Genomic DNA, 21,058 nt, shown 5'->3' with positions numbered 1-21,058 from the left:
AGTTTAAAGAAGAAAATCAGCGGCAGCGGTGTCCTATGGGAGTAAAAATGAAGATAAAAGACAGAAGTAAAGGCAGAAGGCAGGTTAAAGTTAAAACTAAATATCAATGGTCAGGCATACTCTTTATACTTCCGAGTTTTATAGGTGTTAGCATCTTTGTATTGATACCATTTATGGATGTTATACGCAGGTCGTTTACCGAAGCAATCAGCGGGGAATGGGTAGGGATTAATAATTATAAGACAATTTTCACAAATCCCGCCTTCCGTCTGGCTGCTGGTAATACAATTCGGTTTGTGGCAATTTGTATTCCCATATTGATCATATTATCATTGGTTATTGCAGTCTTTTTACATAGGCAGAAAAAGTTTGGAAGCTTGCTGAAAACCAGCTTCCTTATTCCGATGGCGATTCCGGTGGCATCCATTGTGTTATTGTGGAGGTTATTGTTTGATAATCACGGAATATTAAACGGTTTTATCCAGTCAATCGGGGGTACCACAGTAGATTGGATGAATTCTAAGCATTCATTTTGGATACTTGTGTTTAGTTATGTATGGAAGAACCTGGGATATGATATTGTTCTATGGGTTGCAGGTCTTTCAGGTATCTCAGAGAGTATATATGAAGCTGCAAGAGTAGATGGTGCAGGGGAGTGGAAATGTTTTTGCAAAATTACAGTGCCGAATCTGCTTCCTTCCCTCTTTACCATTGCAGTATTATCATTTCTGAATTCGTTTAAAGTATTTAGGGAGGCATATCTGGTAGCCGGCGACTATCCGGATCAGAGCATGTATCTTCTTCAGCATCTTTTAAATAATTGGTTCAGAGATCTGTCATTGGATAAGATGGCAGCAGCAGCGGTAGTAAATGCCCTGGTTATATTCCTGTTAATTATGTTACTGCAAAAAGCATGGGATTCTAAGGAGTAAGAATGAAGAAAAAAATTGTTATAGTCGTGCTATGTATGCTGGCATTGATTGCATGTTACCCCATTATTTTTTTGCTGACAGGATCATTTATGAGTGCCGGGGAATTAAAAGAATATTTAGAACCGGTTCTAACTGGAGCAGATGGGTATGTGATGTGGAGAATGATTCCGATGTCTCCAACTATGCGGTCGTATGTTGAATTATTAATTGATTCGCCGGAATTTTTCAAGATGTTTTGGAATTCAGTTAAACTAGTGGTTATGATTCTAATTGGTCAGTTGTTCATAGGTGTTCCTGCGGCATGGGGATTTGCGAAATTCCACTTCCCTCTCAAAAAAGCATTATTTACACTCTATATAATTCTTATGATGATGCCTTTCCAGGTACTTATGCTTTCCAATTATCTGGTTTTAGATAAATTGCACTTGATAGATACCCATCTTGGAATTATACTGCCGATGGTATTTTCCACATTTCCTGTATTTATCATGTATCGCTTTTTTGAGAGTGTACCGGATGCGGTAATAGAATCAGCTAAAATAGACGGAGCAGGAAATTTGCAAATATTTATATGGCTTGGAATGCCCCTGGGATCTGCAGGAATTATTTCAGCCATGGTGCTGGGATTCCTGGAATATTGGAATCTTATTGAGCAGCCGCTTACATTTTTAAAGGATAAGACATTGTGGCCACTTTCACTGTTTCTGCCGAATATTGGAATGGAACAGGCAGGGATTGCATTTACAACTTCAATTGTAACATTAATCCCTGCAATCCTGGTCTTCATGGGAGGACAGGATTATCTGGAACAGGGAATCGTAGCAGCGGCGGTAAAGGAGTAGGTGATATGAATAGAAAAAAGGTAATTAGTATTTTAGCTTCATTTTTAGTGCTGATGCTGCTGTTTACAGTGTTGTCCAGGGCGGCAGACAGTGCCAGTCTTGCAAATGTACAGACAAAAACAGCGCAGAGCATGACAATTGACCATAGGGTAACGGGGAATGGAAAAGTCATGCAGAATAGAGAACAGGCGGTATCCACAATAGGGGATCAGAAGGTACAGACAATTTATGTTAGTGAAGGTCAGACTGTAGAAGCAGGGGAATTATTATTTGATTTAGATATTGCAAATCTAAAAGAACAGATTCTTCTTAAAAAGCAGGAAATAGAAAAAATGGATCTTACAGAGGGGGATAACAAGAGTAAATCAAGTGCTGAGGAGCAAAAAAAATCCAGTACCAGGAACCGGGCAGAACAGGATGTCGGCCTGGCAGCGGGAAAAGGAAATGAAGCGGTAACCAGAGCCGCGGAAGCTTTGCAAAATGCACAGCAGAAGTTGCAGGAATATAGAAACCAGCAGGGAATCCCTACGGATGGGAATGATGCAGTATTAGCAGAACTTAACAAAACTCTGAAAGCAAAAGACAAGGCTCTGCAGCAGGCGCAGGAAGAACTAAAAGAACTGGAGCGCAAAATCGAACGGGAAGTAAATAAGGCATTGGATGCAGCAGAAAAGAAAAATCAGGAAGCACAGGCTCAGGCCGCAGCTTATACAGAGCCACAGACAGAAGCGCCGGCAGAGCCATCCATTGATGAGAAAGGATTAGTGTCCAATGGGTCAGCAGCACAGCCCCAGACTCAAACTCCGGCACCGGCACCGGCCCCCGAAACTGAGGATCTGGCTAAGGTAGAAAAGGCGGTCCGGGATCAATACAAGAGCGAGCTGGAGAAAGCAAATAAGAAAGTTGAGAAAGCGCAGAAAGAAAAAAGTTCTGCGGAACAGGCAATTGGGCAATACCAGCAGGAACAGGCGGAAAACCAGGCAAAAGGTACGCAGGAACAGGAACAGCTGCTGATTGATGACGTAAATGCTAAACAGCAGGCTTATGACGATGCAGTTAATGCAAGAGATGACAGCATACGTACTGCCCAGAGAGCTTTAGAGGATGCCAATGCACCGGAAGGAACGGACAGCAGCGGTAAGATCAGCAAACTTGATAAAGAGAAGCTTCAGATGGAATTACAGAAATTAGAGGCACTACTGGCAGCAGGAGGTCAGATAAAGGCACCTATCAAGGGAATTGTTACGAAAATTGCAATTACAACCGGCGATAAGACAATGGATGGAACCGCTATGCTGCTGGCGGATACAACAAATGGCAGTAAATTCGTAGCACAGGTACCGGTTGATCAGGAAAAATATATTGCGAAGAACGATCCGGTTGTATTAAAGCCAGGCAATAATGGACAGCCAATCGAAGGCCTGACGGTAGAATCGGTTAAGGCAAACGAAGAGAACAAAGATATGCTGGATGTTACCGTAAAATTACCGGCAGATACATTAGAGATAGGAACAGCGGCAGAATTCGAGGTGACAAGAACATCAAAATCCTATCCGACCTGTGTTCCCATTTCGGCGCTGCATGAAGACAACAATGAAAAATTTATTTATGTAATCCAGGAAACAACGTCTGTTCTTGGGGATGAATTAAAGGCGCAGAAAGTAGTCGTAAAAGTATTAGACCAGAATGAGAATTTTGCAGCACTTTCAGATGGAACCATCACAAATGACCAGAAGATCATTACCGGATCAGATAAGAATATTTCAGGAGGCAGTCGTGTGCGGCTGGCAGAGGAATGATGCTAAAAAAGTATTGGGCAAGAATAGTGGGCGCGCTGCTTATGATCTTATGTTATGGTTTGGCAGTTTTCTATAACGGTAAGATGATGAGCGATAATCCGGGGACAGCTACGGCTGTCCTGACGGATAACCGGTTAGATGCAAAATCTGCTTCTGATATCCAGAAAACAGAGCTTAATCAGGATAATCCACTGCTATTTACGATATGGGGAGAAAAAGAAAATGTCATGTTATCAAATAAGAAATACCAGCGTAATAGTTCCGCAACCGCTGTGCTGGTATGCAATAATCCCCAGCTTCTTTTTAATGGAACAGCAGCACTTGCGCCAGAGGATAAAAATGGCTGCTTAATTGATAAAAAAACTGCCTATGATTTATTTGGGAGCACGGATGTGGTGGGGAAACAATTGGAGTACCAGGACAGGAAACTGACCGTCAGAGGAATCTTAAACGGTATTGATGATGAGAGACAGATGGTGGTAATGCAGGCAGATGGTGATGCTCAGAACCTGGACAGTTTCACGGTAAAGGTTCCGGAAGGAAAAGAAGCCGAAACTATCGTTAATGAGCTTCTTATGCGTCATGCACTGGAAGGAAAAATCATGGATCTGGATCTTTTAAAAGGAATTACAAGAATATTCATACTGCTTCTTCCGATATTCTTTGCATTTGGAATCATGTTCACTTTTTTGCGATATGCAAGAGAAGAAAAAGGTCAGGGGATATCTGCTTATATCTGGTGGGGAGCTTTGATTGTGATGCTAATCATGACCATATGGGGAGTTTCCCGCTTTATAACAATCCCTAAGGAAATGATACCAACCAAATGGTCCGATTTTGACTTTTGGACAAATTTGTGGAAAAAGAAAGAAGAGGCATTCCTCTTCCTTATTCAATCTGCAAAGCACCAGCCGCAGATTGATATGATACTGGCATTCTTTCATTCCATATTCTTTAGCGTGGTATCCATTATTTTATATTTTATGAGTTTTCGAAAAAGACGGGAAATTCTGGAATAAAAGACATGTGGGTAAATTATAGTGAAAAAAGTACAATGAGTTTTCGACGGGGCTGATAATTTGCGGATTATCAGCCCCTTTGCAGTCTATATTGATCCCCGAATTAATAAAAAACCACTATATTTATGAGTCGATATCTGATATACTAGAGCGTATCTGAAAAATGCTTGCACCTGGCTAAAAGCGTGTTTAGAGAATATTTTTGTAATGGAGGCAATACCATGAAATATAAAAAGCTACTGTTAGTGATTTTGGCCGCATGTACACTGAGTGGATGTCAGCCGAAAAACGATCCCGATAGTTCTCTGAATCTGGGGATGGCGGCGGTGGAACAGCAGAAATATGAGGAAGCACTGAAAAGTTTTGAAAGTTCCATTGCAGAAGAGAAGGATATCGTTCTGGCGTACCGGGGTGAAGGTATGGCTTATATTGGACTTGGTGAATATGATAAGGCAATTACTGCATTTAATTCAGCCCTGGAAAATGCAGGTGAAAAAATGGTGAAGACCATAAAGGATATCAGGCTTTATAAAGCTTCTGCGCAATTAAAATCTGAAGATTACGATGGTACCATAGAGACCTGCAGTCAGATATTATCTGCAGATGAAGATGGCAGTGCGTATTATATGAGAGGAACCTGTTATCTTCAGAAAGAGGATGAAGCGAAAGCAAAAGCAGATTTTGACAAGGCGTCATCTATGTCACCTGAGGATTATGACCTGTTTTGGAATATTTATGAAGCATATAAAGATAAAAATCTTTCTGCTAAGGGAGATGAATATCTGCAGAAGGCTTTGAGCATCGGCGGAGAAAAAACAGAGGATTATTATCAGCGCGGACGCATATACTATTATCTGGAGAACTATGAAAAAGCAAAAGAAGAACTGCTAAAGCCGGTAGAGGAAAAGGACAAGACTTCTGCGCTGCTTCTTGGAAAAGTTTATCTGAAACTGGAGGATTCCAAACAAGCCAGGAATATTTACCAGCAGTATCTGAAAGATTTTGGAGAAGCGCCCGAGGCTTATAACGGAATAGCGCTCTGTGATCTTGCGGACAATGCTCCGGATGCGGCAATCGCAACGATACAAAAGGGACTGGCTTTAAATGGAGAGACCGGAAAGCAGGATCTGCTCTATAATGAAATTGTGGCATATGAGCGCAAGAAAGATTTCCAGACGGCAAAGGCCAAGGCGGCCGAATATATAGCAAAATACCCAAATGATGCGGCAGGTAAGAAAGAGTATGACTTCCTGTCCACACGTTGACAGGAGAGAATATGGCGGATTTATATGATATTGAAAAATTAGAGGAAAAAGTAATTCTGGTGGGTGTCAGCACATCTGATGATGACGATACTATGGAATCGCTGGATGAGTTGACAGACCTGGCATCCACAGCAGGAGCTGTTACAGTCGGGCGTATAATCCAGAATCGGGAACAGGTTCATCCCGGTACCTATATAGGCAAAGGGAAAATCCAGGAACTGCGGGAAATGGTATATGAGCTTTCTGCAACCGGAGTGATCTGTGACGATGAATTATCCCCTGCGCAGCTGCGTAATCTGGAGCAGGAACTGGATATAAAGGTTATGGACAGAACTTTGATCATACTGGATATCTTTGCTGCAAGGGCGTCTACAAGCGAAGGAAAGATCCAGGTGGAGCTGGCACAGTTAAAGTATCGCCTGGCACGTCTTGTGGGGCTTAGAAGCTCCCTGTCGCGTCTGGGAGGCGGAATTGGTACCAGAGGCCCCGGTGAAAAGAAGCTTGAGATGGACCGGCGTCTGATCAAGGACAGAATTGCTCAGTTAGGACGAGAACTGGCTGATGTGAAGCGCCACCGTGAAGTGGTAAGGATGAAGCGGAGTAAGAACCAGACATTGGTAGCGGCAATCGTAGGATACACCAATGCAGGGAAATCAACCCTTTTAAATCATCTTACCGATGCAAAAGTGTTGGAAGAGGACAAACTGTTTGCAACCCTCGATCCCACAACACGGATGCTCGCTTTAAACGGCGGACAGGAGATTCTGCTCACCGATACGGTAGGATTTATACGAAAACTGCCCCATCATTTAATTGAGGCCTTTCGCAGTACGTTAGAAGAAGCAAAGTATGCAGACATTATACTTCATGTAGTAGATGCATCTAATACGCAAATGGAAAAGCAGATGTTTGTAGTTTATGAAACATTGGCGAATCTGGGTGTCACAGATAAAACTGTGGTGACACTTTTTAATAAACAGGACAGGGTTATTGAGAAAGAAACTCTGCGGGATTTTAAGGCAGATAAAACTTTGTGCATTTCTGCCAAAACAGGGGAAGGCTTAGAAGAGCTCAAAAATATTTTAGAACAGATTCTGCAGGAGAAAAATATTTTAATAGAGCGGATATATCCCTATGCTGATGTGGGTTTGATACAATTAATACGAAAATACGGCCAGCTTTTGGAAGAAGATTACCGTGCGGAAGGGATCTATGTCAAAGCATATGTGCCTATGGAAATTTATGGAAATGTGACAGGCTAAATGTTGCAAAATAAAGAGGAAGTACTATATCTAGTGTTATGTGCCAAAAATAATACATAGATATAGTACTTTTTTGGCTTGACGGTCAATAATTTATTTGCTACAATAATTGCAGTCGCTCTCAAAAGAGAGAACGAATGGAGCTTTTTTTGACTGGAAATATGTCATTTACAGTTAGAACAATAGATGAGCTGATGTATGAGAATTGGAAGGAGCATGGGTATGTTTAGAGTAGTAAAGCGTGACGGGGAAGTAGCAGATTTTAATTTAGGGAAGATAAGTGATGCCATAGCAAAGGCATTTGAAGCCACACAAAAGGAATATAATGAGGATATGACCAATCTTCTGGGTCTTCGTGTGACAGCTGATTTTCAGGGGAAGATTAAAGACGGGGTCATCGATGTAGAAAGCATTCAGGACAGCGTGGAAAACGTTCTTGTTCAGGCAGGATACGGAGATGTTGCAAAGGCATATATCTTATACCGGAAACAGCGGGAAAAAATCCGTAATATGAAATCGACTATCCTGGATTACAAAGAAATCGTTAACAGCTATGTTAAAGTAGAGGATTGGCGTGTAAAAGAAAATTCTACAGTTACATATTCCGTTGGAGGCCTGATCCTGAGCAACTCGGGTGCGGTTACGGCAAATTACTGGCTGTCTGAGATATATGATGAGGAAATTGCAGACGCTCATAGAAATGCGGATGTCCATATTCATGATTTGTCAATGCTTACCGGATATTGTGCAGGCTGGTCCCTAAAGCAGCTGATTCAGGAAGGCCTTGGAGGAATCAAGGGAAAGATTACTTCCGCTCCGGCAAAGCATTTATCCGTACTCTGCAACCAGATGGTGAATTTCCTTGGAATTATGCAAAACGAGTGGGCAGGCGCACAGGCTTTTTCTTCATTCGACACATATCTTGCACCTTTTGCAAAAGCAGATAAATTGAATTACCGGGAAGTTAAAAAATGTATCGAGTCCTTTATTTATGGGGTAAATACCCCCAGCAGATGGGGAACCCAGGCACCATTTTCCAATATTACACTGGACTGGACCGTTCCCAATGACCTGGCGGAACTTCCGGCTATCGTAGGCGGAAAAGAAATGGACTTCTGTTATAAAGACTGTAAAAAAGAAATGGATATGATCAATAAGGCATTCATTGAGACGATGATTGAAGGAGATGCCAACGGACGCGGTTTCCAGTATCCCATTCCTACCTATTCGATCACCGGAGATTTTGACTGGTCCGATACCGAAAACAACAAGTTGTTATTCGAGATGACATCTAAATACGGTACGCCTTATTTTTCAAATTACATTAACAGTGATATGGAGCCAAGTGATGTAAGAAGTATGTGCTGCCGTCTGCGTCTGGATCTTCGCGAACTACGTAAAAAGACCGGCGGATTCTTCGGTTCGGGAGAAAGTACAGGCAGTGTAGGTGTGGTTACAATTAACATGCCGCGTATCGCTTATCTGGCAAGTAACAAAGAAGACTTTTATAAGCGTCTGGACCGCATGATGGATATTTCAGCTCGTTCCTTAAAGATCAAGAGAGACGTTATTACAAAGCTTCTGGACGAAGGGCTGTATCCATATACAAAACGTTATTTAGGGGATTTCAGCAATCATTTTTCCACTATTGGATTAATCGGCATGAACGAAGTCGGTTTAAATGCAAGATGGCTTGGTAAGGATCTTTCGGAAGAGAAGACACAGCAGTTTACAAAAGATGTGTTAAACTATATGAGAAACCGATTAATTATTTATCAGGAGGAATACGGCGATTTATACAACCTGGAGGCAACTCCGGCAGAATCAACCACTTATCGCCTTGCAAAACACGACAGAAAGCGCTGGCCGGACATCAAGACGGCAGGAAAAGACGGGGATACGCCATACTATACTAACAGTTCCCACCTGCCGGTGGAATATACCGCTGATATTTTTGAAGCATTAGACATCCAGGATGAACTTCAGACCTTATATACTTCCGGAACTGTATTCCATGCATTTTTGGGAGAGAAGCTTCCGGACTGGAAAGCAGCAGCGGCACTGGTACGTAAAATTGCAGAAAATTATAAGCTGCCTTATTATACACTTTCACCTACCTATTCGGTATGTAAGAATCATGGGTATATTGCAGGAGAACATTTTGTTTGTCCGGAATGCGGTGAGACAGCAGAAGTATACAGCCGTATCACCGGGTATTACCGTCCGGTTCAGAACTGGAACGATGGCAAGACGCAGGAATACAAAAACCGCCAGTTATACGATGTGGACAATTCCTGTCTGCATAAGGTTCACAGCAGCATTGTAACCATATCAAAAGATGATGTGAAAGTAGAGCCGGGCAAGGGAATCAAGTACCTGTTTACCACAAAGACCTGTCCAAACTGTAAGATTGCCAAGGAAATGCTGGGAAATGAGCATTACGTTGTAATTGATGCAGAAGAAAATCAGGAACTGGTTCAGAAATTCGGTGTGATGCAGGCACCTACACTGGTTGTGGTAGAAGGTGATAAGGCGAAAAAATATGTAAATGCTTCGAATATCAAGAAATATGTAGATACAAACCAGTAGAAGTTACGGTAATGTGTTTTGAAAGGTATTATGAAATGTGTCGTTGAAATATATGAATGATTTGTGTTCACGAGTCAGGAATATATTCTAAAAGCGCAGATGCGGCTGACAGCCTGTTAGAGGGCAGATGCTGCATCTGCGCTTTTATAAAACAGGCGGTCAGCTGTATCTGCGCTTTCATGTAAAAAAAATCGGCAAAAGAATAAGGCTGCTATACTAAATACATAGTATAACAACCTTATTCTGGTTTCGCTAGATTAACTGAAATTACATTTTTTCAACGTTAGCTGCCTGCATTCCGCGAGCGCCTTCTGTTAAATCATAAGAAACTGCCTGACCTTCTTCAAGAGATTTGAAGCCGTCTCCCTGGATAGCTGAGAAATGTACAAATACATCTGCTCCGTCTTCTCCTGTGATAAATCCGTAACCTTTTTCTGCGTTAAACCATTTCACTGTACCTTTGTTCATTTTGTGGTACCTCCATTAAAATATTGTGCTCTTGAAAATAAAAAAATTCACCAGCTATTACAGATTATATAGGTGTTAAATATAATCTCTAATAACTAGTGAATTACTTTACATCCAATAAATCTTTGATACAAGTCAAATTATAGTCGTTTAAGGGGAAAATGTCAAGCAAAAAATAAGGAATTTAAGGGCATTCTGAAAGGAAAATATTTAAGGGGAAATCCTCTGATTTTTCTCGGTGCGAACCTCTATCTATTCGTAAATAATTATGTTAAAATAATAAAATAAACTAGTGATTTTCTGGGAAAAAGGAGCTTTTCTGTTATGACAGATCATGAAAAAAGAGAAATTATAACCTTTGCAGACAATATTCTGGAAAGATACTTTTGCGAAGGCGATATAGACTATTTTATTTCAACGCTGAGTCAGGATATTATCTGGCTGGGAGCGGGGGAAAAACAGCGGGCGGAAGGCAAGGAGGAAGTCAGCCGCCACTTTCTGGAGGGAAAAGACGATCTGATTCTTTGTGATATGTGGGATAAGCGTTACGTGGTATCTGAATTGGGACCAGATTATTATCTCTGTGAAGGAGAAAGTATGCTGGAAGCAAAACCGGATACGGGCATGAACATGCATACCCGTCAAAGAATCACTTTTATATTCAGAAGAACGGATAAAGGACTTGAGACCATGCATATCCATAATTCAGTTCCTCTGTCAGCCATGGGTGAAGATGAATTATTTCCGGTGGAAGCTGCAAAAGAAGCATTTGAGAAGATGCAGGAGAAAGTGATTGAGCAGAACCGGCAGATTGAACTGATGATGTCACAGCTTCCCGGCGGAATGGCAGTCTGCGGCATGGACGAGTCGTTTACCGTCAAGTGGGTCAGCCCCGGGCTTTGCCGGATATTGGGATGCGGGAGCAGGAACACCTATGACGGAGAACTGCGGATTTCTTTTCGGGACTTTATATTTCCGGAAGACAGGGAAAGTGTGAGGCAACAGGTTGAGAAAGCTTTTGAAGCGGGTGATATTTATTCTTTGGAATACCGTATTTTGCGTCCGGATGGAAAAGTTTTGTGGGTAATGGATATTGGCAAAAAAGTTACAGATGGAATAGAGCCTTCTGTTTCCTGCTTTATCACTGATATATCGGAGCGTAAAAATCAGGAATTCAGACTGATAAAGGCTAATCAGGAAGTGAAAAGGCAGGCTGATTTCCTGACACAGCTCTATAATACAATTCCCAGCGGAATTATTCAACTGAGTACGGACCCAAGCCATAAAATTTATTATGCAAACAGACGTGCATGGGAAATCTATGGGTATAATGGAGAGGAATTTCTTCAAAATGGGAAAGACACTTTTGATTTAGTGCTAAAGGAAGAAAACCAGCATTTCAGATCGGTATTTGACAATTTAAAATGTACCGGTGATAAAGTCGCCTATGAAAGAGAAGGGGTAGGTAAAGATGGAACCAGGTACTGGGTCAGCGTATTCATGGAACGGCTAATAAATGCTAACGGCATAGAGGTTATTCAGGCGGTTCTGAATGATATCACAGAGAACAAGCTGCTTTCAAAGGAGCGGGAACAGGAACAGCTACTGGAAAACCAGATTTTACGAGCTGCCATTTATACAGCATATCCATTGATAATGAAGATAAACTTGTCAAAGAATACATATGAATGCCTGACTTCGGGACATTTTATTATGCAGCATGATGACCATGGGAATTATCATGAGATGATAGAAAAGGTATATCCCCTGATCTATCCGGCATACAGGGAAGAATATAAGCGAACATTTGACAAAGATGGGATTTTAAAGAGATTTGAAAGCGGCAGCAATGATATATACACGGAATTCCGGCAGATGGGAGAGGATGGGAGATATCACTGGGTAGCTAATCATGTTATATTTGTCGCTAATCCATACGATGAAGATGTTTTTGCAATCATGCTTTTCCGGGTTCTGGATGAACAGAGAGCAGAGAAAGCACGTCAGGAGCAGCTCTTACGTGATACGCTGGCCGCTGCGGAATCAGCCAATAATGCTAAGTCGGATTTCCTGTCCAGGATGAGCCACGATATCCGTACACCAATGAATGCAATCATAGGAATGAGTACAATCGGGCAGTTGAAGATAAACGATAAAAACAGGATGCTGGATTGCTTCCGGAAAATAGATGCATCATCCAGATATCTCCTTGCCCTGATCAATGATATTTTAGACATGTCTAAGATTGAACGGGGAAAAATGGTTCTTACCAATTCAAGATTTGAATTTACGGAGTTTATAAAGAACCTTACCGAAGTTATTTATCCGCAATCGGTAATGCGGGGGATTGATTTTGAAGTACACCATGAGGAACCGCTGGAACGCTTCTATATAGGAGATTCCCTTCGCATGAATCAGATTTTAATGAATCTGCTTTCAAATGCTATGAAGTTTACTCACTCAGGCGGGAATATCATTCTGGGTATCCGGGAAGTCAGAAGGTCAAATAGTATTGCAAATCTGGAATTTACAATCTCGGATACCGGAGTGGGAATGACTGAAGATTTTATGAAAAAATTATATCAGCCATTTGAACAGGAAAGTTCAGACATAGCCAGAAACCAGACCGGAAGCGGACTGGGGCTGTCTATTGTGCACAATCTGGTGCAGCTGATGAGAGGTACCATCCAGGTCAAAAGTGATGTAGGAAAAGGAACATCATTTCGGGTGGAAATTCCACTTGGATTGGCAGAAGATGATGCAAAGGAAGAAAATGACCGTAAATCAAAGGAACTGTTAAGGGGACTCAGCGTTCTTATTGTAGATGATGACAGTATTGTAGGGGAGCAGGCATCCATGATTCTTTCCAATATCGGAGCAAAATCCATATGGGTTGATTCTGGACAGAGGGCAATTGAGGAAGTAGAGACAGCACTGACAAATGAATGTTTATTTGATCTGGCTTTGATTGACTGGAAGATGCCGGACATGGATGGCGTAGAGACAACCAGGAGAATTCGGGAATTAACCGGTCCCAATACTATGATTATTATTATTTCAGCATATGATTGGAGCATGATCGAGGCAGAAGCAAAAGCTGCCGGGGCCGATTATTTTATTGCTAAACCATTATTTAAGGCAACCCTTTATGACACTCTGATACAGCTTCAGATTACGCATAATGAACCGGAAGTAAAAAAAGGGTATCATCTGAACGGACATAGTGTGCTACTCGTAGAAGACAATGTATTAAATATGGAAATAGCGAAATCGCTCCTTGAAATGCATCAGATGGAGGTAGACACAGCGGAGGATGGGGCCGAGGCACTGGAAAAATTCCAGAGTATGCCGGAAAACTATTATCTGGCAATCCTTATGGATATCCGAATGCCGGTTATGAATGGTCTGGATGCTGCAAGATCCATAAGAGGCCTGCTGAGAAAAGATGCAGGAGCCATTCCAATTATAGCAATGTCGGCAAATGCATTTGATGAGGATAAAAACCAGGCTTTTGAAGCGGGAATGAACGGGTATCTGGTTAAACCGGTAGATGTTGATAAATTGTTCCAGACCCTGGAGAAATATATAAGATAACCAGAAGCAGTCTTATATCGGTTCTAAAGCCTGATATAAGGCTGCTTTTGATTGTAAGCTTGCAACAAATGTGTATTTATGTTAAGATGGTACAACAATACCCCCTGTAAGCGGTGGGGTACCTGACCCCTGCGTCAGTTGCCGGATGGATTCGCAAGCGAACCCATCTGGCTCGTTGTTCGCAGGAATAAATGAACGAGGTATACAAATGAGTAACGTGGTTTTGATCGGGATGCCGGGCGTAGGTAAGAGTACCGTCGGGGTAATTCTGGCTAAAGTGCTGGGATATCATTTCGTGGATGCTGATATATTGATACAGGAGCAGGAAGGCAGGCTGCTTCGGGAGATTATTGAAGAAGACGGTGTAGATGGCTTTATTGAAATAGAAAACAGGGTGAACAGCCGGATTCAGGAAGAAAATGCCGTAATCGCTACCGGCGGCAGCGTAGTATACGGAAAAGATGCTATGGAAAACTTAAGCCGAATTGGAACAGTGGTTTATTTACAATTAGATTACATAGATTTATTTACCCGCCTGGGCGATTTAAAAGGGCGTGGTGTTGTTCTGAGAGAGGGACAGACCCTTCGGAATCTGTTTGACGAACGAACACCGCTCTATGACAAATATGCGGATATTGTTGTCAATGAGGCAGGATTAACGGTGGAAGAGACATTGGATGCAGTTGTGGAAGGTTTGAAGAAACTGGGGATTGCACCTGGAGACAGATCGAAGTGCAGAAAAAAATAGACAAATAGAAATACATAATTTTGTAACATTTTGCCATATTTTAGGGGTAATAGTGCACAGGAAATGCTATTTGATTGTATTTTTTTTGAAAGATATATGGAAAAAATTACTTAAATTTTAATTTTTGTTTACAAAAGTAAAGAATGTGATATAATATAGTTTAGATATTTTAAAGGGGTAACAGTAAGACAAAATTCGAGGGGTCGTTTTTGTCTATAAGAATTGAAGAGAGTATAAATAAGTATAGAGGTGTCCTATGGAACAATATATTATTAAAGGCGGTAACCCACTGGTAGGTGATGTTGAGATCGGTGGGGCTAAGAATGCAGCGCTTGGAATCCTTGCAGCCGCAATTATGACAGATGAGACCATACTAGTAGAAAATTTACCAGATGTACAGGACGTGAATGTGCTGTTAGAAGCTATCAGTGTAATTGGCGCAAAGGTTGAACGGGTAAGCAGGAGCGCAGTTTTAATTAATGGCTCCATGATTGGCAGTGTCAGCGTGGATTATGAGTTCATAAAAAAGATAAGAGCCTCTTACTATTTATTAGGAGCGTTATTAGGAAAATACAAGAAGGCAGAAGTACCTCTGCCGGGCGGATGCAATATCGGCAGCAGGCCGATTGATTTGCATTTAAAAGGTTTTAAGGCATTAGGAGCAAAAGTGAGCATTCAGCATGGAGCGATTGTTGCCCAGGCGGAGAGACTCGTTGGAAAACATATATTTTTAGATACCGTTTCCGTTGGTGCTACCATTAACATTATGATGGCAGCAACCATGGCGGAAGGATATACCATTATTGAGAACTCAGCAAGAGAGCCTCATGTCGTTGATGTGGCGAACTTCCTGAACAGTATGGGAGCAAATATCAAAGGCGCAGGTACTGATGTAATCCGTATCCGCGGTGTAGAGAAGCTTCATAAAACAGAATATTCCATTATTCCGGATCAGATAGAAGCAGGAACCTTCATGTTTGCAGCAGCAGCAACGAAGGGTGATGTTATGGTGAGAAATGTAATTCCAAAGCATTTGGAAGCCACAACAGCAAAATTGATTGAAATTGGCTGTGAAGTAGAAGAATTTGATGATGCGGTACGTGTTGTCGCATCAAAGCAGTTACGCAATACAAATGTAAAGACATTACCATATCCCGGATATCCTACGGATATGCAGCCGCAGATCGGTGTTACGCTGGCACTGGCAACAGGAACCAGTATTGTAACAGAGAGCATATTTGAAAATCGTTTTAAATATGTGGATGAGCTGGCAAGAATGGGAGCTACAGTCAAGGTAGAAGGCAATACGGCAGTTATCTACGGTGTGGACAAACTGACAGGTGCACAGGTGAGCGCACCTGATTTAAGAGCTGGTGCAGCGCTTGTCATTGCGGGGCTTGCAGCGGAAGGAATCACAATTGTAGATGATATCGTTTATATCCAGCGTGGCTATGAGTGTTTTGAAGATAAACTCCGTGGCCTTGGAGCTGAAATAGAAAAAGTTTCGAGTGAAAAAGAAATACAGAAATTTAAATTAAGAGTGGGATGAAGATACACTCTGACAATCGGGGACGGAGGATTTTAGCAATCCTTTGTCCTTCTTTATTTATTTTTAAATTGTAAACCAGCCAAAGGATTGATTTCTTTGGCTTTTTATGAAAGAGATGGAGGATGATATTTATGGGACAGGAAAAGATATTTCGCTTTGCTATCATGGGGGCAGGAGGTATTGCTGAAAAATTTTGTGATGCGGTTAACCGGCTGGAGAACATGGAAGTAATTGCAGTCGCCAGTAAGAGTCTGGACCGGGCATCCCGGTTTGCTAAAAAGAACAATGTAGCCCAGGCATATGACAGCTATGAAGAGATGTTAAAGGATGCAGATCCGGATGGAGTCTATATTGCAACGACGCCCAATTACCACTTTGAACTTACGATGCTCTGCCTGGATTATAAGAAACCGGTACTCTGTGAAAAAGCAATGATGGTAAATGGAGAGGAAGCAAGACTAGTATTCCAAAGATCCAAAGAGCTGGGAGTCTTTGTTATGGAGGGGATGTGGTCCAGATTCCTTCCTCATAACAAAATTGCTAAACAATGGCTGGATGAAGGTAAAATCGGTAATGTAGAGCTGGCCGAAATTAATATTGGCTTCCAGGCGGGAAATGATCCAAAGAACCGCTTTAATAATCCTGATCTGGCGGGCGGTGCGGCAACGGATATCACGGTTTATTGTTTTGAACTGATGACATATTTTTTAGATCGTCCGGTAAAAGATATACATACCTATATGATTCAATCTGAAACCGGGGTTGATAAAACCGAACAGATATCCATTTTATATGATAATTGTATTGCTAATATGCACGCAAGCATTGCTGCGAAGCTAAATGATGAAGCTGTATTTTACGGGACCGAAGGGAAGATTGTAGTACCGCTGGTTCACTATGGACAAGAGTGTTCCCTGTACCGTGACCGGGAAGAACCGGTACATTTTACAGATCAGACAGAGAATGGATTTATTTATGAAATCCAGGAAATGGTGGACTGCGTGAAACGTGGTGAGGTGGAGAGCAAGGTGACACCTCATGAAATGACAATCCGCTGCGCTACAATGTTTGATCAGCTGATGGGAAGAAAGGGTTAAGCACCAATTCATGCCAATCAAGGTTTATCCTAATAAAAAATTGAATTCTTCTTTATAAATATCATGATATATAGTATGATATTAACTGATACTGTTCATAATCAGAGTAAAGGAGAAAACGAACATGAAAAATAAAAACATGAAGTATATCATTGCCGGAGTTGTAGTGCTCGTTGTAATAGCAGTTGCTGCAGCTGTGTTGGTGACAGGAAATAAGAAAAAAAATTCTGAAGATAAAATGGGAAAAACGGAGCAGTCATCGGAAACATTGACAGAACAAAAAACAGAAAACTCATCGGAATTACAGACGGAGAAAAAAACTGAAAATTCATCTGAAAATCCAGAGGAAAATGTAATTACTGCCATGTATCTCACCTATGGAGAAGAAAACTTTATTTTTATCGATACAAAAAACGGAACACTTTTCACGGCACCGGTGCCGGAGGGCGGTCTGGTTGATAAAGATGGGAAACAGATCAAGCAGGAAGATCTGACCAGAGGAAATATTTTAAAGATTTATGGAAATGGAATAATGCTGCAGTCTTATCCGGGACAGTACCCGGGAGTTACAAAAATGGTGCTGGATCAGACCGGAAAGCCGGAGGATGCGGACCAGTATAATGAGATCATCGACCAGATTTACCAGGAGCCGGATCCTGCTGAGCCTCCATATCTTTCTGCTGAGTACACCCAGCCGGAAGCAGTCGTATCGGCAGCGATTACCCGGGGCGGATACGAGTGGAGCTACGAAAATGAGGATGGAACCACAGGTACTGCAAAAACAGATATGGCGCCGGTCCTTGGATGGAAGGAAATCAATGATCTTACTTTAAATGAACCTACGGATCTGAAACTGGACTTTACGAAAAAACCAGACACCATAGAAATTATCCGGTGGACGGAGGATGTACAGAAGCAGTATAGCGAAGGCAGCGATTTACCCGAGGGAGAAAAGGTAGAGCCGGAAGAGAAGGATGGAGTATTCATTATTCCGGCAGCAGAAGCAGGGTATACCTATCAGATAACCGCAAAATGGGGCAACGGAACAGTAGATTTTGGATTTGTGACAAAGAGTAAGAAATAATAATTTTAAAATGATTTATAGCGTGTTTGAAAACAAAGTTCGGACACGCTCTTGGGGGACAGAACAGATAAAGCTGAAAGGATAAGAAACAATGGTATTTTTGGAAAGCACATTGGTGTCCATCGTAAACCTGGCGGTGCTGCTCTTTGAGTACATTGGCGTGGGTGTCATCGCGTATACCGGAATTCAGGGAATTATTAATTATATCCGCAGAAAACCGGAGACGCGGCTCATGCTGGCAAAGGGACTGGCAATGGGGTTGGAATTTAAGCTTGGCAGTGAAATTCTAAGAACGGTAGTTGTTCGCCAAATCTCTGAAATTGTCCTGGTAGCAGGAATTATTGCTTTGCGGGCTATCCTGACATTTTTAATTCACTGGGAAATAAAAAATGAAGAAAAAGAATATGACCTTCATCTTAGTAAGAAGGAAGAGAATTGAATGGTTAAGAGATCTGAAGAGACTGAATCAGTCTCTTTTTTCTTTGACTAAAACAGAAATCTGAATCACATAATTGTCATATCCATTTACTGTTAGTTCATCCAGCAGATAATCTTCGAAGAAGAGTTCATCTAATTCCAGTGCATGTTCTCCTGCAAAAGTAAGCATCCGGCGATAAGTTTCTCCGATCTGTTTCCAACCGCCCTGATGGTAACCATATAAATAAGCCCCTCCCGGCTTTAAGGTATAAGAAACTCCCTTAGGCGGGGAATCCAGGAGCAGATAAATATGGCGGTAATCGTTGTATATACCTTGGTGAATTTTCGTTGCGTATTGCAGAAATCCGATCCCATAAGGGCTCTTAATTCCAAGGTTTTCCCCCAGACTAATCAGTTCCCCTATTTTTTTTGCCAGTTCTTTGTCATTATAAGTTGAAGTATGGGTAGGAATATAGTACTGGGGCGCTGTTTCTAATACCTCAATTCTGGAAAAATCTTTTTGCAGAGCTTTTTGAATAAATTCAGATTTAAACCGCAGCCATTTTTTGGTTTTCTTCAGTTTTGCCATTTTCCGGTCGATTATTTTTTCCTCTTCTTCTAAAAGTGATATTAAGGCTTGAGGGCTTTTATGATCCAGGTAGTATTTTATATCAGACAGGGGCATATCCAGCTCTTTTAAATTCCAGATCACATCAAACACATCCAGCTGGGAAATGGAGTAATACCGATAATCGTTGTCCAGCTTTATTTCAGGGGAAAACAGACCGATTTTGTCATAGTGAAACAGGGTGTGCTTGGTGACTCCGGTGAGTTTTGCAAATTCTCCTGTTGTAAAATAAAGATCTTTATTAATCATAAATCTCCCTTCCTTTCATATTTTTTTTAATTTAAATGATATATAAATTGTAAGCTCATATTTTTTTAGAATATAATTTTTCCTTGACTATAGGGTAACCCGATACCTTATGATAGTAAAGAAATCGCTAAAATGCAATAAAAAGAGGTGTTATATCATGAAAAATTCAATTACGAAAGATTTTAATTTTTTTTCTCTGCTGAGATTTGCTCTGCCTACTATGGTAATGATGGTGTTTATGTCCCTGTATACCATTGTGGATGGGGTTTTTATATCCAGGCTTCTTGGAAGTGATGCTCTGTCTGCTACAAATATTGTTTATCCTGCGGTGAATATACTGATAGCGGTTGGCGTTATGCTGGCTACCGGCGGCAGTGCAATTATAGCAAGAAAAATGGGAGAAAAGAAACCAGAGGAAGCCAGACAGAATTTTACTTTAATTGTAATTTCCGGATTGTTGTTTGGTATCTTGTCCTTAACGGCAGGCAATATTTTTATAGAGCCTATGGTAAAAGCGCTGGGGGCTACGGATAAAATACTTGGGAATAGTATTTCTTATTTACAGATTCTCCTTTTATTTGCGCCTGCATGTGTACTTCAGCTGTTATTCCAGTCATTCTTCGTGACAGCAGGGAAGCCTGTAATCGGACTGGGACTGACTTTGCTGGGAGGACTTACAAATGCTGTGCTGGATTACGTTTTTATGGGTCCGTTGCAGATGGGGATCGGGGGAGCAGCTCTGGCTACCGGAATTGGACAGGCAGTACCGGGTGTAGCCGGCCTTATCTATTTTTGGAAAATAAAGAGAGATTTATTCTTTGTTAAACCCAAAATGGATTTTGGCGTGCTGAAAGAAAGCTGTCTGAACGGTTCGTCAGAGATGGTTACCAATCTGTCTGCTGCAATTGTAACCTTTTTGTTTAATATTATTATGCTTCGGTTTCTGGGGGAAAATGGCGTTGCGGCGATTACGATCGTACTTTATGGCCAGTTCCTGTTCAATGCTTTATATCTGGGATTTGCAATAGGTGTAGCGCCTGTGTTCAGTTTTAACTACGGAAGTGGAAATGTGATTTTACTACGGCGGATATATAAAATCTGTACCCGGTTTATTGCCGTTTCCGCAGTTGTAATTACGATCATTGCGTTGGCGGGGGCACCCATAATTGTAGAAATATTTACACCGCGTACTTCAGCAACCTATGAAATTGCCAGCAGAGGATTCTTTCTGTTCTCATTCAACTATTTGTTTGCAGGGATGAATATATTCGCTTCCGGCATGTTTACTGCATTTTCAAACGGTAAAATATCGGCGGCGATATCATTTATGCGTACCTTTGGCTTTATAGTGAGCTGCATTTTGATTCTGCCTTATATCATAGGCGTTGATGGGGTCTGGATGGCAGTTCCCCTTGCAGAGTGTCTCACTGTATTTATCTCCTGTTTCTTCTTCCGCAGAAAGAGGGAAGTTTACGGTTATGCAGTATAAGAAAAAAGTTATCAAGATGATTACGTT

16 protein-coding genes are annotated in these 21,058 nt (G+C 41.5%); 14 read left to right on the top strand and 2 right to left on the bottom strand.

What is annotated here, in order from left to right; translation table 11 throughout:
- Nucleotides 1–35: 35 nt before the first annotated feature.
- From CD03_RS0119705 to CD03_RS0119670, 7 genes are all read left to right on the top strand, one after another.
- Nucleotides 36–932: a carbohydrate ABC transporter permease gene (locus CD03_RS0119705; protein ID WP_242849129.1), complete on the top strand. Its 897-nt coding sequence runs from the start codon at nt 36–38 to the stop codon at nt 930–932.
- Nucleotides 933–934: 2 nt separating this feature from the next.
- Entirely contained in the window at nt 935–1,774 is an 840-nt protein-coding gene (locus tag CD03_RS0119700) for a carbohydrate ABC transporter permease (RefSeq protein ID WP_027295099.1), read from the top strand.
- Nucleotides 1,775–1,779: 5 nt separating this feature from the next.
- On the top strand, nt 1,780–3,573 hold the full coding sequence (locus CD03_RS0119695) for a hypothetical protein (RefSeq protein WP_027295098.1): 1,794 nt from the start codon (nt 1,780–1,782) through the stop codon (nt 3,571–3,573).
- Complete coding sequence (locus tag CD03_RS0119690) at nt 3,570–4,592, top strand: ABC transporter permease (protein ID WP_027295097.1); 1,023 nt, start codon at nt 3,570–3,572, stop codon at nt 4,590–4,592. Before CD03_RS0119695 ends, CD03_RS0119690 begins: the two co-directional genes overlap by 4 nt.
- 221 nt (nt 4,593–4,813) lie before the next feature.
- Nucleotides 4,814–5,857 (top strand): tetratricopeptide repeat protein, encoded by a 1,044-nt coding sequence (locus CD03_RS0119685; RefSeq protein ID WP_027295096.1) that lies wholly within the window; start codon nt 4,814–4,816, stop codon nt 5,855–5,857.
- An 11-nt stretch (nt 5,858–5,868) separates the two neighbouring features.
- On the top strand, nt 5,869–7,119 hold the full coding sequence (hflX, locus tag CD03_RS0119680; protein ID WP_027295095.1) for a GTPase HflX: 1,251 nt from the start codon (nt 5,869–5,871) through the stop codon (nt 7,117–7,119).
- A gap of 222 nt (nt 7,120–7,341) precedes the next feature.
- Nucleotides 7,342–9,708, top strand: a complete 2,367-nt coding sequence (locus CD03_RS0119670; RefSeq protein ID WP_027295094.1) for a ribonucleoside triphosphate reductase — start codon at nt 7,342–7,344, stop codon at nt 9,706–9,708.
- Between the two features lie 267 nt (nt 9,709–9,975).
- Here CD03_RS0119670 and CD03_RS0119660 read toward each other — a convergent pair whose 3' ends face one another.
- Complete coding sequence (locus tag CD03_RS0119660; protein WP_027295093.1) at nt 9,976–10,176, bottom strand: cold-shock protein; 201 nt, start codon at nt 10,174–10,176, stop codon at nt 9,976–9,978.
- Between the two features lie 324 nt (nt 10,177–10,500).
- On the opposite strand from CD03_RS0119660, the gene CD03_RS0119655 reads away from it, so the two are divergent.
- The 6 genes from CD03_RS0119655 (at nt 10,501) to CD03_RS34130 (ending at nt 18,687) form a co-directional block, all read left to right on the top strand.
- A complete protein-coding gene (locus CD03_RS0119655; protein WP_044289525.1) occupies nt 10,501–13,770 on the top strand; it encodes a PAS domain-containing hybrid sensor histidine kinase/response regulator in 3,270 nt (1,089 codons plus the stop codon).
- A 208-nt stretch (nt 13,771–13,978) separates the two neighbouring features.
- Nucleotides 13,979–14,518 (top strand): shikimate kinase, encoded by a 540-nt coding sequence (locus tag CD03_RS34140; RefSeq protein WP_081820308.1) that lies wholly within the window; start codon nt 13,979–13,981, stop codon nt 14,516–14,518.
- A 256-nt stretch (nt 14,519–14,774) separates the two neighbouring features.
- Nucleotides 14,775–16,067, top strand: a complete 1,293-nt coding sequence (locus CD03_RS0119645; RefSeq protein WP_027295091.1) for a UDP-N-acetylglucosamine 1-carboxyvinyltransferase — start codon at nt 14,775–14,777, stop codon at nt 16,065–16,067.
- Between the two features lie 131 nt (nt 16,068–16,198).
- On the top strand, nt 16,199–17,164 hold the full coding sequence (locus tag CD03_RS0119640) for a Gfo/Idh/MocA family protein (protein ID WP_027295090.1): 966 nt from the start codon (nt 16,199–16,201) through the stop codon (nt 17,162–17,164).
- Nucleotides 17,165–17,288: 124 nt separating this feature from the next.
- Nucleotides 17,289–18,248 (top strand): hypothetical protein, encoded by a 960-nt coding sequence (locus CD03_RS36260; RefSeq protein WP_052377883.1) that lies wholly within the window; start codon nt 17,289–17,291, stop codon nt 18,246–18,248.
- A 91-nt stretch (nt 18,249–18,339) separates the two neighbouring features.
- A complete protein-coding gene (locus CD03_RS34130; RefSeq protein WP_044289523.1) occupies nt 18,340–18,687 on the top strand; it encodes a DUF1622 domain-containing protein in 348 nt (115 codons plus the stop codon).
- A gap of 27 nt (nt 18,688–18,714) precedes the next feature.
- Here the strand turns inward: CD03_RS34130 and CD03_RS0119625 are convergent, their stop codons facing one another.
- Entirely contained in the window at nt 18,715–19,542 is an 828-nt protein-coding gene (locus CD03_RS0119625) for a MerR family transcriptional regulator (protein WP_027295089.1), read from the bottom strand.
- A gap of 157 nt (nt 19,543–19,699) precedes the next feature.
- On the opposite strand from CD03_RS0119625, the gene CD03_RS0119620 reads away from it, so the two are divergent.
- Complete coding sequence (locus CD03_RS0119620; RefSeq protein WP_027295088.1) at nt 19,700–21,031, top strand: MATE family efflux transporter; 1,332 nt, start codon at nt 19,700–19,702, stop codon at nt 21,029–21,031.
- Nucleotides 21,032–21,058 lie beyond the last annotated feature (27 nt).

The sequence above is a fragment of the Robinsoniella sp. KNHs210 genome (assembly GCF_000686105.1).
In the GTDB taxonomy this organism is placed as follows: Bacteria; Bacillota; Clostridia; order Lachnospirales; family Lachnospiraceae; genus Robinsoniella; species Robinsoniella peoriensis.
This window is presented reverse-complemented; position numbering and strand designations above follow the sequence as displayed.